Origin of the sequence: Noviherbaspirillum aridicola, assembly GCF_019656455.1 — a bacterium.
GTDB classification, from domain to species: Bacteria; Pseudomonadota; Gammaproteobacteria; order Burkholderiales; family Burkholderiaceae_D; genus Noviherbaspirillum; species Noviherbaspirillum aridicola.
Map to the genome: position 1 here is coordinate 101,267 of NZ_BPMK01000011.1, position 12,373 is coordinate 113,639.

The 12,373-nt window shown below is 64.9% G+C and carries 12 protein-coding genes; all 12 read left to right on the plus strand.

Annotated elements, in window-relative coordinates; translation table 11 throughout:
• Window positions 1-151: 151 nt before the first annotated feature.
• The 12 genes from motA to NCCP691_RS13535 all read left to right on the plus strand — a co-directional run bounded on the left by motA (window position 152) and on the right by NCCP691_RS13535 (window position 12,312).
• Complete coding sequence (gene motA / locus NCCP691_RS13480; RefSeq protein ID WP_220809059.1) at window positions 152-1,012, plus strand: flagellar motor stator protein MotA; 861 nt, start codon at window positions 152-154, stop codon at window positions 1,010-1,012.
• 40 nt (window positions 1,013-1,052) lie between these two features.
• Complete coding sequence (gene motB / locus NCCP691_RS13485) at window positions 1,053-2,006, plus strand: flagellar motor protein MotB (protein ID WP_220809060.1); 954 nt, start codon at window positions 1,053-1,055, stop codon at window positions 2,004-2,006.
• Between the two features lie 42 nt (window positions 2,007-2,048).
• Window positions 2,049-2,597 carry a chemotaxis protein gene (locus NCCP691_RS13490; RefSeq protein WP_220809061.1) on the plus strand — a complete coding sequence of 183 codons (549 nt, stop codon included), beginning with the start codon at window positions 2,049-2,051 and terminating at the stop codon, window positions 2,595-2,597.
• 67 nt (window positions 2,598-2,664) lie between these two features.
• Complete coding sequence (locus NCCP691_RS13495) at window positions 2,665-3,030, plus strand: response regulator (protein WP_220809062.1); 366 nt, start codon at window positions 2,665-2,667, stop codon at window positions 3,028-3,030.
• 44 nt (window positions 3,031-3,074) lie between these two features.
• Window positions 3,075-5,258, plus strand: a complete 2,184-nt coding sequence (cheA, locus tag NCCP691_RS13500) for a chemotaxis protein CheA (RefSeq protein ID WP_220809063.1) — start codon at window positions 3,075-3,077, stop codon at window positions 5,256-5,258.
• A 15-nt stretch (window positions 5,259-5,273) separates the two neighbouring features.
• The gene (locus NCCP691_RS13505; RefSeq protein ID WP_220809064.1) at window positions 5,274-5,783 is read left to right on the plus strand and encodes a chemotaxis protein CheW; all 510 of its coding nucleotides are present in this window, start codon (window positions 5,274-5,276) and stop codon (window positions 5,781-5,783) included.
• Between the two features lie 100 nt (window positions 5,784-5,883).
• A complete protein-coding gene (locus tag NCCP691_RS13510; RefSeq protein ID WP_220809065.1) occupies window positions 5,884-7,611 on the plus strand; it encodes a methyl-accepting chemotaxis protein in 1,728 nt (575 codons plus the stop codon).
• 231 nt (window positions 7,612-7,842) lie between these two features.
• Window positions 7,843-8,697: a CheR family methyltransferase gene (locus tag NCCP691_RS13515; RefSeq protein ID WP_238482428.1), complete on the plus strand. Its 855-nt coding sequence runs from the start codon at window positions 7,843-7,845 to the stop codon at window positions 8,695-8,697.
• A 2-nt stretch (window positions 8,698-8,699) separates the two neighbouring features.
• The gene (cheD, locus tag NCCP691_RS13520; protein WP_220809066.1) at window positions 8,700-9,311 is read left to right on the plus strand and encodes a chemoreceptor glutamine deamidase CheD; all 612 of its coding nucleotides are present in this window, start codon (window positions 8,700-8,702) and stop codon (window positions 9,309-9,311) included.
• A 2-nt stretch (window positions 9,312-9,313) separates the two neighbouring features.
• The gene (locus NCCP691_RS13525; RefSeq protein WP_220809067.1) at window positions 9,314-10,390 is read left to right on the plus strand and encodes a protein-glutamate methylesterase/protein-glutamine glutaminase; all 1,077 of its coding nucleotides are present in this window, start codon (window positions 9,314-9,316) and stop codon (window positions 10,388-10,390) included.
• 180 nt (window positions 10,391-10,570) lie between these two features.
• On the plus strand, window positions 10,571-10,969 hold the full coding sequence (gene cheY / locus NCCP691_RS13530) for a chemotaxis response regulator CheY (protein WP_220809068.1): 399 nt from the start codon (window positions 10,571-10,573) through the stop codon (window positions 10,967-10,969).
• Window positions 10,970-11,103: 134 nt separating this feature from the next.
• Window positions 11,104-12,312 carry an EAL and HDOD domain-containing protein gene (locus NCCP691_RS13535; protein WP_220809069.1) on the plus strand — a complete coding sequence of 403 codons (1,209 nt, stop codon included), beginning with the start codon at window positions 11,104-11,106 and terminating at the stop codon, window positions 12,310-12,312.
• Window positions 12,313-12,373: the final 61 nt, after the last annotated feature.

The window sequence follows — 12,373 nt, forward strand, 5'->3', positions numbered from 1 at the left end:
AAATTCCTTACCGCTTTCGAGAACAGGGGCGATTCGACGACAGATTCGACGACAGTCGGCCAGATACTGGTTGTGATCCTGTCGGTGAATTGGCAAAATGCTCGTGGGAAATATCGTCCCTGGAAAGTAACCATCACGCCGGAGCCGGGTCTTGTTAGTCATTGTCGGATACATCATTGTTTGTGGGTCGGTCTTCGGCGGCTTCCTGCTGGCGGGCGGTCATTTGCATTCCCTGTTCCAGCCGGTGGAGCTGCTGATGATCGGCGGCGCCGCGGTCGGCGCTTTTTTCGTCGGCAACAACGGCAAGGCGATCAAGGCCACCATGAAGGCCCTGCCGACCGTGCTCAAGGGCTCCCGCTACACCAAGGCGCTGTACATGGAGCTGATGACCCTGCTGTTCGAGATCCTCAGCAAGGTGCGCAAGGAGGGCCTGATGTCGATCGAAGGCGACATCGAGAAACCCGAGGACAGCCCGATCTTCAGCAAGTATCCCGGCATCCTGGCGGATCACCACATCACCGAATTCATGACCGATTACCTGCGCCTGATGGTGGCGGGGAACATGGATGCGTTCCAGATCGAGAACCTGATGGACAACGAGATCGAGACCCACCATGTGGAGGGGGAGATCCCGGTGCACTGCGTCTCGAAACTCGGCGACGGCCTGCCCGCCTTCGGCATCGTCGCGGCGGTCATGGGCGTGGTCCACACCATGGCCTCGGTCGGCCTGCCGCCCGCGGAACTCGGCATCCTGATCGCGAATGCACTGGTCGGCACCTTCCTCGGCATCCTGCTGGCCTACGGCTTCGTCGGCCCGCTTGCCAGCTTGCTCGAGCAGAAGCTGCATGAGTCGAGCAAGATGTTCCAGTGCGTGAAGGTGACGCTGCTGGCCAGCCTCAACGGCTATGCGCCCGCGCTGGCGGTGGAATTCGGCCGCAAGGTGCTGTTCTCGACCGAGCGCCCGTCGTTCAGCGAGCTGGAAGATCACATCAAGCAATCCAAGTCGAAATAAGCAGCCATGATCCGCAAGGCGGCTGGGGGAACAGGAACATATGGCTGACGAAGGGCTGCGGCCGATCATCGTAAAGCGCATCAAGAAGGGCGGCGGCGGACATCACGGCGGCGCCTGGAAGATCGCGTATGCCGACTTCGTGACGGCGATGATGGCCTTCTTCCTGCTGATGTGGCTGCTCGGCTCGACCGCCAAGGGCGACCTGCAGGGCATCGCCGAATATTTCCAGACGCCGCTGAAGGTCGCCATGTCGGGCGGCTCGGGCTCGGGCGACAGTTCGAGCGTCATCCAGGGCGGCGGCAAGGACCTGACGCGCAAGGAAGGTCAGGTTCGCAAGGCCGACGACCCGCAGATGAAGAAGACCTACAACCTGCAGGCCGCGCATCTCAAGGACCTGGAGCAGGAGCTGGAGCGCGCCGAACTGGCCCGGCTGCGCACGCTCAAGACCAAGATCGAGGACGCGATCAACGCGCGTCCGCTGCTCAACCAGTTCAAGAGCCAGCTGCTGCTCGACATCACCTCCGAGGGCCTGCGCATCCAGATCGTGGACGAGCAGAACAGGCCGATGTTCGCACTTTCCAAAGCCGAGCTGCAGCCCTACACGAAGGAAATCCTGCTCGAGATCGGCAAGGCGCTCAATGACGTCCCCAACCGCATCAGCCTGTCGGGCCACACCGACGCCACGCCGTATGCGAGCGGCGAAAAGGGCTACAGCAACTGGGAGCTGTCCTCGGATCGCGCCAACGCGTCGCGCCGCGCGCTGATCGCCGGCGGCATGGACGAAGCCAAGGTGATCCGCGTGGTGGGCCTGTCGTCGGCGATGCTGTTCGACAAGGAGAATCCCTTCAATCCGATCAACCGCCGCATCAGCATCATCGTCATGAACAAGAAGGCGGAAGAATCCGCCCTGAAGGATGGCGGCACGGTGGAGGTGCAGGCGCAGGGAGCGCAGGCTCCCGCCGCGCCGGCCGCCCCCGCGGCCAGGCCGCAATAATGTCGGTCGCGATACGGGCGACCCTGAGGACGGAATGAGACCATGACAAGAGAGAAGCTGCTCGGATCGCAAGTCAGGCACTTGCTGTCGAACTTGTCTGACCACGGCACGCAGCATCTTGCGGAGATCGAGACGGACCTGGTGCAGACGAATGTCCTGCTCGCCGAAGCCATACAGAAGCTCGGCGCCAGTTTCATGTCCATCCACGAGGCGGTGAGCGCCCAGCAGCAGGCCATCGATGCGCTGCTTGCCTCAGGCGCCGACGTCGCACCGGAAACCGCCGCGCAGATCAGGGCGCGGCAGGAAGAGGTCGGCCGCCATGTGAACGCCGCCGTGACCGGACTGCAGTTCCAGGACATGACCAGCCAGCTGATCGGCAGGACGATGCAGCGGGTGACCGGCCTGCGCGACGTACTCGACAGCGTCGGCTCCGGCAGCACCGGCATCTCCGAAAGCAGCGCCGAGGAAATCGTCGCCGCGCTCACCAGCATCAACAACGCGCTGGAAGAACAGAGCGTGAAGCTGGAGAGCGCGCTGTACAAGGCGGTGTGCCAGACCCACATGGAAAGCGGCGACATCGAGCTTTTCTAGTCATCGCCGCGCGACAGGAACAACGATCGGCGGGAAATCCCGCAAACGGAAATCAGGAGCAACAAACATGGCAAAGACGATTTTGGCAGTGGACGACTCGGGCTCGCTGCGGCAGATGGTGGTGTTCAGCCTGCGCGCCGCGGGCTACCAGGTCACCGAGGCGGTGGACGGCCAGGACGGTCTCGACAAGGCGAAATCTCAGGTCTTCGACCTGGTCCTCACCGACCAGAACATGCCGCGCATGGACGGCCTGACCCTGATCCGCTCCCTGCGCGGCCTGCCCACCTACCAGAAAGTGCCGATCCTGATGCTGACCACGGAATCGAGCGACGAGATGAAGAGCAAGGGCCGTGCGGCCGGCGCGAACGGCTGGCTGGTCAAGCCCTTCGATCCACAGCGGCTGACCGAGGTCGTGAAGAAGGTCATCGGCTGAGCAGGAGCGGCCGCCACAGCATATGCAGATAACGGAGTCCGACCATGACCATTGACATGAGCCAGTTCTTCCAGGTGTTCTTCGACGAGACAGAAGAGCTTCTCGCCGAGATGGAAAAACTGCTCCTTGCGATCGATGTCGACGCGCCCGACGTTGAGGATCTCAACGCGATCTTCCGCGCCGCGCATTCGATCAAGGGCGGTGCCGGTACCTTCGGTCTCACGGATCTCACCGATGTCACCCATGTGCTGGAGTCGCTGCTCGACAAGATACGCAAGGGCGAGATGACGCTGTCGTCCGAGCATGTCGATGCCTTCCTGAACGCCAAGGATGTGCTGAAGATGCAGCTCGACGGACACCGCCTGCAGACGCCGGTCGACCAGGATGCGGTCGCCAACGCGCGCATGCTGCTGCTGTCGCTGTCCCAGGGCGAGGTGCCGCATCCGCCGCCGACGGGCGCGCTCGACGTGCCGGCGCGCGCCCACCATGCCGACGTCGAGGGCGGCCCGCATCGTTTCCGCATCGTGCTGCCCGCGGTCTCCGACCGCGACGCCGAGGCGCTGCAGGCCGAGCTCGGCCTGCTCGGACAGATCAGCCGGGCACAGACCGCCGACGGTCACGTGGAATTCACGCTGCAGGGCGGCTGCAGCCGGGATGACATCCTCGCGATCTGCTCCTTCATCGTCGACGCCGACGACATGCAGATCCATGACGAGACCGTCGTCGTCCCGGCGCCGAGCCCGGAACAGCAGGCGGCGCAGGAAGCCGCGCAGGGTTACGGCTTCTTCGAGCCGCTGGAAAATTTCGCCGGGCCGGACGCCAGGGCGGCCGCCGAGAAGGCGGCGCAGGAAGCGCGCCAGGGCTACGGCTTCTTCGACAACATGGAGCTGCCGGTACGGGGCAGGGAAGACGCGCCGGCGGCGGAAACGCGTCCGGCGGAAGCGGCGCAGCCGCCGCAGCACGCGCCCGATGCGGCGGCCCAGGAAAAGAAGGCGGCCGCAAAGCGCGAGGCGGAAAAGGCGGCGCATGCGCACAATGCGGAGACCACCTCCATCCGGGTCGGCATCGAAAAGGTCGACCAGCTGATCAACCTGGTCGGCGAGCTGGTGATCACGCAGGCCATGATCGAGCAGCGCACCAATACCCTCGACCCCATTCTGCATGAACGCCTGATGGCGTCGGTCAACCAGCTCACCCGCAATACCCGCGACCTGCAGGAAGCGGTGATGTCCATCCGCATGATGCCGATGGACTATGTGTTTTCGCGCTTCCCGCGCATGGTGCGCGATCTCGCCGGCAAGCTCGGCAAGCGCATCGAATTCGTGACGCAGGGCGCGGCCACCGAACTGGACAAGGGCCTGATCGAGCGCATCGTCGATCCGCTGACCCACCTGGTGCGCAACAGTATCGACCATGGCATCGAGATGCCCGAGGTGCGCAGGGCGGCCGGCAAGAACGAAACCGGGCGCCTGTCGCTGTCGGCCGGCCACCAGGGCGGCAATATCGTCATCGAGGTCTCCGACGACGGCGGCGGCCTCAACCGAGAAAGAATCCTGGCCAAGGCGCAGTCCCAGGGCATGCCGGTGTCGGACAGCATGAGCGACGACGAAGTCTGGCAACTGATCTTCGCCCCGGGCTTCTCGACCGCGGAAGTGGTGACCGACGTCTCGGGCCGCGGCGTCGGCATGGACGTGGTCAAGCGCAATATCGCCGCCATGGGCGGCGTGGTCGACATCCGCTCGGCCAAGGGATTCGGCACCACGATTTCGATTTCGCTGCCGCTGACGCTGGCCATCCTCGACGGCATGTCGATCAAGGTCGGCGAGGAGATCTACATCCTGCCGCTCGGCTACGTGGTCGAGTCGCTGCAGCCCGATCCGGCGGACGTCAAGGAAATCAGCGGCCAGGGCCGGGTGGTCAAGGTGCGCGGCGACTATCTGCCGCTCATTCCGCTGTACCAGATGTTCGACATCACGCCGCGCTTCACCGATCCGTCGGAAGGCATCGTGGTGATTCTCGAATCCGAAGGCAGGAAGGCCGCGCTGTTCATCGACGAACTCGTCGGGCAGCAGCAGGTCGTGGTCAAGAACCTCGAATCCAACTACCGCAAGGTTGCCGGCATTTCCGGTGCCACCATCCTCGGCGATGGCGGCGTCTCACTCATCATCGATGTGGCGGCGCTGCTGCGCTCCTCGCGCCAGCTCGCCGATGAATCCATCTTCTCCTGACAGGAAGGAAAAACCATGACACAAATCGCACAAACCGCCCAGATCCCGGGAGACAAGGCCGACCGCGACAGCACCGGCCAGGAATACCTCGCCTTCACGCTGGGCAAGGAAGAGTACGGCATCGACATTCTCAAGGTGCAGGAGATCCGCGGGTACGAGACCGTGACCCGCATCGCCAACGCGCCGGACTTCATCAAGGGCGTGGTCAACCTGCGCGGCATCATCGTCCCGATCGTCGACATGCGCATCAAGTTCAAGCTCGGCGAGCCGACCTACGATCAGTTCACCGTGGTCATCATCCTCAACATCGGCGGCCGCGTGGTCGGCATGGTGGTCGACAGCGTTTCCGACGTCATCACCCTGTCGCCGGAGCAGATCAAGCCGGCGCCGGAAATGGGCACCGCGCTCAACACCGACTACCTGATCGGCCTCGGCACGCTGGAGCAGCGCATGCTGATCCTGGTCGACATCGACCGCCTGATGTCCAGCTCGGAAATGGGCCTGATCGACAAGATCGCCGCCTGAGCCGACGACGCACCCGCCACGCCGCGCAGACGGCGGGCGACATATAACGATAACAAGCCCGGCTGCGGAAGCGCCGCAGCCGACGGCCCCCGGAGACGACATGTTCAAGAACCTGACGATCAAGTCACGCCTGATCTTTGTGATCGGCTTCCTGTCGCTGCTGCTCATCGGCAGCGGCGTCATCGCCGTCGCGAGCCTGCGCTCGGCCAACGAATCCCTGCGAACCATCTACGACGGACGACTGGTGCCGAGCGGCCAGCTGGCACAGATCGTCACGCTCATCGGCGAGAACCGGATGGCGGTGGCGGAGTCGGTCAATGGCGATCCCGCGGTGGTCAACAAGCGCATGGACGAGGTTGACAAGCGGATGGCCGAGGTCGACGCGATCTGGAAGCAGTTCATGGCGGCAGATCTGACCGAACGCGAGCGGGCGCTGGCGGACAAGGTGGCGGCCAGCCGCGAGCGGTTCGTGAACGAGGGGCTCAGGCCTGCGGTGGAGGCGCTGCGCGCGGCCAACGTGCAGATGGCGATGGAAGTGCTGGCGGGGCAGATGAGCCAGACCTATGCCGGCTTCAAGCAGCAGGTGGATGCGCTGGTGAAGCTGCAGCAGGACGTGGCGAAGTCGGAGTTCGACAGCACCCAGCGCCTGTACTCAATGGTGCTGGCGGTGTCGATCGCCGCGGTCGCGTTCGGCGTCGGCCTCGCCGCGCTGATCGGCTGGTGGCTGATCAATGCGATCTCGGTCCCGCTGAACAAGGCGGTGAGGGTGGCGCGGGCGGTGTCGGAGGGAGACCTGACGCAGCAGATCGACATCCGGTCCAACGACGAGACCGGCCAGTTGCTGGCCGCGCTGAAAATGATGAATGACGGGCTGGCGGCGACGGTGAGCAAGGTGCGCGTGGCGACCGAGACCATCGGCGTGGCGTCGCGCGAGATCGCGGCCGGCAATGCCGACCTGTCGGCGCGCACCGAGGCGCAGGCGAGTTCGCTGGAAGAAACCGCGTCGTCGATGGAGGAACTGACCTCCACCGTGCGGCAGAACGCCGACAACGCGCGCCAGGCCAACCAGCTGGTGGTGTCCGCCTCCGACGTGGCGACCCGGGGCGGCGACGTGGTGGGGCAGGTGGTGCAGACCATGGCGTCGATCAAGGACAGCTCCCGCAAGATCGTCGACATCATCGGCGTCATCGACGGCATTGCCTTCCAGACCAATATCCTGGCGCTGAACGCCGCGGTGGAGGCGGCACGCGCCGGTGAACAGGGGCGCGGCTTCGCGGTGGTGGCGGCGGAGGTGCGCAGCCTGGCGCAGCGCTCGGCAGGGGCCGCGCGGGAAATCAAGGCGCTGATCGGCGATTCGGTGGAAAAGGTCGATGCCGGCTCCAGCCTGGTGGACGAGGCGGGCAAGACCATGGACGAGATCGTGAGCTCGGTCAGGCATGTCGCCGACATCATGAACGAGATCAGCGCGGCCAGCCAGGAGCAGAGCTCGGGCATCGAGGAAGTCAATCGCGCGGTCGGCCAGATGGATGAAATGACACAGCAGAACGCGTCGCTGGTGGAGCAGGCCGCGGCGGCGGCCGAGAGCATGCGGGCGCAGGCGGCCGAACTGGCGGCCGCCGTGGCGGTGTTCCGTCTCGATGCTGCGCGACAGGCGGTGGCGCCGGTTGCGCCGGCACGCCCGGCGGTCCCGGCGACGCGCGCCGTCGCCCCTGCCGCCCGCACCGCAGGCGCCGCCGGCAGCGCCGTCGCGGTGGCGAAACCGGCGCCGGCTACGCGTGCTCCGGCGCGTGTCGGAAGCCGTGACGCCGACGAGTGGGAAGAATTCTGACAGCCGCTGTTGCGCGGCAAGCGAAGAAGGCGTGTTCAGGCAAACACGCCTTTTTCTTTTGGGAAATAGGCGCAATAATACCGATGTGTTCCGTCGACCAGGTCGCGGCCTGCCGCGGCATTGTGACGGCGGGCGCGTGCAGAACGGGAATGCTTGCCAGGCAAGCGAAAACGGCAGGGAAAGATTTTGGGTGTGGATAGCACGGGACGACAGCTGAGCAGGCCGGATACGGTGAAGGAATTCGATTTCACGCCGCGCGACTTCGAGCGCGTGCGCTCGCTGATCCATCGCCGCGCGGGCATCGCGCTGGCAGAGAGCAAGCAGGAAATGGTGTACAGCCGGCTGGCGCGGCGTCTGCGCGCCACGGGCATCCGTTCCTTCCAGTCCTACCTGGACGGTCTCGAAAGCCATCCCGACAGCGAGGAGTGGGAATCCTTCACCAATGCGCTGACCACCAATCTGACGTCCTTCTTTCGGGAAGCGCATCACTTTCCGATCCTGCACGACCACGTGCGCGGGGCGAAGGAGCCGGTGCTGATCTGGTGCGCCGCCAGCTCCACCGGCGAGGAACCGTATTCGATCGCGATGACGCTGTGCGAGGCTTTCAATACCATGACGCCGCCCGCCCACGTGATCGCCACCGACATCGATACCAACGTGCTGGCCACCGCATCGGCGGGCATGTATTCGATCGACCGCCTGGAGAAGATGCCGCCGGAGCAGGCGCGCCGCTTTTTCCTGAAGGGGAAGGGGCAGCACGAGGGCATGGTCAAGGTGAGGCCGGAACTGCGGCAGCTGGTGACCTTCAAGCAGCTCAACCTGCTGTCGGACCAGTGGCCGGTAACCGGGCCGTTCGATGCGATCTTCTGCCGCAACGTGATGATTTACTTCGACAAGCCGACGCAGGGAAAAATACTGACGCGCTTTGCGCCGCTGATGAAGCCGGATGCCCTGCTGTTCGCCGGACATTCGGAAAACTTCCTGTACGTGTCGGATGCGTTCAGGCTGCGGGGCAAGACCGTCTACGAACTCGACCCGCGGCACGCGTCCGGACAGCGCGCGCCGGCCCGCAAGAACGGAATGTGACCATGAGCTTCGGCATACAAGAGCAGTTCGCCACCAACGTCTACTACGACCGCACCTTCGATTGCGACGCGGCCAAGATCCTGCCGGGCGAGTACTACTACACCTGCAAGGACATGATGATCGTGACCGTGCTCGGCTCCTGCGTGTCGGCCTGCATCCGCGACCGCGTGACCGGCATCGGCGGCATGAACCACTTCATGCTGCCCGACGGCGGCGACGCCGACAGCCCGGTCTCCGCGTCGATGCGCTACGGGACCTACGCGATGGAAGTCCTGATCAACGACCTGCTCAAGGCCGGGGCGCGGCGCGAGAACCTGGAGGCCAAGGTGTTCGGCGGCGGCAACGTGCTGCGCGGCTTCGTGGCGATCAATGTGGGCGAGCGCAACGCCCAGTTCGTGCGCGAATTCCTGCGCGCCGAGAATATCCGGGTGGTGGCGGAAGACCTGAACGACATCTACCCGCGCAAGGTGTACTTCTTCCCGCGCAGCGGCAAGGTGCTGGTGAAGAAGCTCAGGCAGCTCAACAACAACACGCTGGTCAACCGCGAACAGGATTACGCGAACCGCCTGCTGTCCACGCCGGTCGCGGGTGATGTCGAACTGTTCGGTGATTAATCATGAACAAGACAAAAGTACTCATCGTCGACGACAGCGCGCTGATCCGCAGCGTGATGAACGAGATCATCCGCAAGCAGCCCGACATGGAAGTGGTGGGCGTGGCGCCCGACCCGATCGTGGCGCGCGAGCTGATCAAGCAGACCAACCCCGACGTGCTCACGCTGGACGTCGAAATGCCGCGCATGGACGGCCTCGATTTCCTTGAAAAGCTGATGCGCCTGCGGCCGATGCCGGTGGTGATGGTGTCGTCGCTGACCGAGCGCGGCTCGGAAATCACGCTGCGCGCGCTGGAGCTGGGCGCGGTGGATTTCGTCACCAAGCCCAAGCTGTCGATCCAGAGCGGCATGCTCGAGTATGCCGAACTCATCACCGACAAGATTCGTGCCGCGGCGCGTGCGCGCGTGAAGGCCCGCAGCGTGCCGCATCCGGAGCACAAGAGCAGCGCCGAGGGTTTGCCGCTGATCCGCAATCCGCTCACCAGCAGCGAGAAGCTGATCATCATCGGCGCCTCCACCGGCGGCACCGAAGCGATCAAGGATTTCCTGATGCAGATGCCTTCCGACTGCCCGGGCATCCTGATCACCCAGCACATGCCCGAGGGCTTCACGCGCTCCTTCGCCAAGCGCCTCGACAGCCTGTGCCGGATCACCGTGAAGGAGGCGGAGGGCAACGAGCGGGTGCTGCCCGGCCATGCCTTCATCGCGCCCGGCCACTCGCACCTGCTGCTTGCGCGCAGCGGCGCCAACTACGTGACCCAGCTCGACCAGGGCCCGCCGGTCAACCGTCACCGGCCGTCGGTCGACGTGCTGTTCGAATCGGCGGCGCGCTGCGCGGGCAAGAACGCGGTCGGCGTGATCCTGACCGGCATGGGCAAGGATGGCGCGGCCGGCATGCTCACGATGCGCAACGCGGGCGCCTACAACTTCGCGCAGGACGAAGCGTCCTGCGTGGTGTTCGGCATGCCGCGCGAAGCGATCGCTGTCGGCGCCGCGCACGAGGTCGGTTCGCTGCAGGCGCTGCCGGGCATGGTGCTCGGCCACCTGGCCGCACAGGGCAGCCGCGCGCTGCGGGTGTGATGCCCGCGTGTTGTCAAACTTCTCACGCTCTTGCGGGAAGTGCGGCGGCGGGGAAACGGATTCGCGCCGGATGCGCTCCGGCGGAGTTGATGTACGACAAAATCAGGGGCGGAAGGATTATACTTGGAGCGCCTTCCGGCTCTGTCAGTAAACAGTTAGCAGCTTCAATTGGAGTAACACATGGCTAGTCCCAATACGAAATTCCTGGTGGTTGACGACTTTTCGACCATGCGCCGCATCGTTCGCAATCTGCTGAAGGAATTGGGCTACACGAACGTGGACGAAGCGGAAGACGGCTCCATGGCATTGTCCAAGCTGCGGAGCGAGCAATTCGACTTCGTCATCTCGGACTGGAACATGCCGGTCATGGACGGCCTGACCATGCTGCAGACGATCCGCGCCGATCCCGCATTGGCCAAGCTGCCGGTGCTGATGGTGACCGCCGAGGCCAAGAAGGAAAACATCATCGCCGCCGCCCAGGCCGGCGCCAACGGCTACGTGGTCAAGCCCTTCACCGCGGCCACGCTGGACGAGAAGCTGAGCAAGATCTTCGAGAAGCTGGAAAAGGTCGGCGCCTGACGCCGCAGGGCTCGACCCTGGCACACGCGCACGGCTGCCCGCCGCGGTCCGCTGTCCGCGACGCGGCGGCTTGCTGAAATCACGGGGCAGGGCGGACCACCGCGCTGCCTTTGTCGTTTCTCACCCGGATCACTATGCAAGAAGACAACTACATCGTCCGCGAAGCGCTGGTCAATGCGCAGGAGCGCGTGGTCGGCTATCGGCTTTCCTGGAACACGACGCCCGAGGGCGCGGCGGTGACGCCGGACGGGGCACGCCAGCTGGCCGCCTTCGTGGTTGGCCAGATGGCTGAAGACGGCACGGCCGCGCTCGGCGCGAGCCAGACCGTGGTGCTGGACATGCCGGCGTCGCTGCTGGCCGATCCGGTCTGCGCCGCGCTGCCGCCGAAATCCACGATCATCGCGCTCGACGCCTCCGGGCTGTCGGCGGCCGGCGCGCAGGAAGACGCGCGCGGGCTGCGCGCCGGCGGCACCGGCATCCTGCTGCGCGGGTTCAGGCCCGACGAGCATGCGGCGCTGCTGCCGCTGGCGACGCACCTCGAACTGGATGTCAAGGCGCCCGATTTCGCCGCCCTCGTGAACCAGGTGCGGGCCATGAATCAGCCCGGCCTCACGCTCATCGCGCGCGGCATCGACAACTGGCGCGTATTCGCCGCCTGCGCCCAGGCCGGCATGCTCGCCTTCTGCGGCAACCTGCATCTGACTCCGCGCCCCGAGAGCGGCGTGCGCGAACTCAATCCGGCGCAGACGCTCATCCTGCAGCTGATGGACATGGTGCGCAAGAACGCCGACGTCAGGCAGCTCGAAAGCGTGCTCAAGCGCGACGCCGCGCTGTCCTACAAGCTGCTTCGCTACATCAACTCCGCCGGCTTCGGCCTCGGCTGCGAGATCCAGTCGCTGCGCCACGCCGTCTCCATGCTCGGCTATTCGCCGCTGTACCGCTGGCTGGCGCTGCTGCTGGCGACCGCGACCACCACCGGCTATTCCCCGGTCCTGATGCAGACCGCCGTGATCCGCGGCCGCTTCTCCGAGCTGCTGGGCGCCGGCTTCCTGCCGAAGAACGAGGCCGAAAACCTGTTCGTGGCCGGCATGTTCTCGCTGCTCGACCGCCTGCTCGGCGTGCCGATGGAAGACGTGCTCGAAAAGATCCAGCTGTCCGAGTCCGTCACCCAGGCGCTGCTTGCGCGCGAAGGCATCTACGGTCCCTTCCTCGCGCTGGCCGAAGCCTGCGAGCTGCACGATCCGAAACTCGACAGCATGGCCACCTCGCTCTGCCTCGGCAGCCGCCACGTGAACGAATCCCAGATGGCCGCCCTGGCCTGGGCACAGAACCTGGACATTTAGCAGGTTACAGGCTACAGGCTACAGGCTACAGGTTACAGGTTACAGAGGTCAGTACCAGAGG

Excerpts from the sequence above, each read along its gene's own strand:
- motB (WP_220809060.1), top strand. The coding sequence starts at position 1,053 with ATGGCTGACGAAGGGCTGCGGCCGATCATCGTAAAGCGCATCAAGAAG.
- NCCP691_RS13490 (WP_220809061.1), top strand. The coding sequence starts at position 2,049 with ATGACAAGAGAGAAGCTGCTCGGATCGCAAGTCAGGCACTTGCTGTCG.
- NCCP691_RS13495 (WP_220809062.1), top strand. The coding sequence starts at position 2,665 with ATGGCAAAGACGATTTTGGCAGTGGACGACTCGGGCTCGCTGCGGCAG.
- cheA (WP_220809063.1), top strand. The coding sequence starts at position 3,075 with ATGACCATTGACATGAGCCAGTTCTTCCAGGTGTTCTTCGACGAGACA.
- NCCP691_RS13505 (WP_220809064.1), top strand. The coding sequence starts at position 5,274 with ATGACACAAATCGCACAAACCGCCCAGATCCCGGGAGACAAGGCCGAC.
- NCCP691_RS13510 (WP_220809065.1), top strand. The coding sequence starts at position 5,884 with ATGTTCAAGAACCTGACGATCAAGTCACGCCTGATCTTTGTGATCGGC.
- cheD (WP_220809066.1), top strand. The coding sequence starts at position 8,700 with ATGAGCTTCGGCATACAAGAGCAGTTCGCCACCAACGTCTACTACGAC.
- NCCP691_RS13525 (WP_220809067.1), top strand. The coding sequence starts at position 9,314 with ATGAACAAGACAAAAGTACTCATCGTCGACGACAGCGCGCTGATCCGC.
- cheY (WP_220809068.1), top strand. The coding sequence starts at position 10,571 with ATGGCTAGTCCCAATACGAAATTCCTGGTGGTTGACGACTTTTCGACC.
- NCCP691_RS13535 (WP_220809069.1), top strand. The coding sequence starts at position 11,104 with ATGCAAGAAGACAACTACATCGTCCGCGAAGCGCTGGTCAATGCGCAG.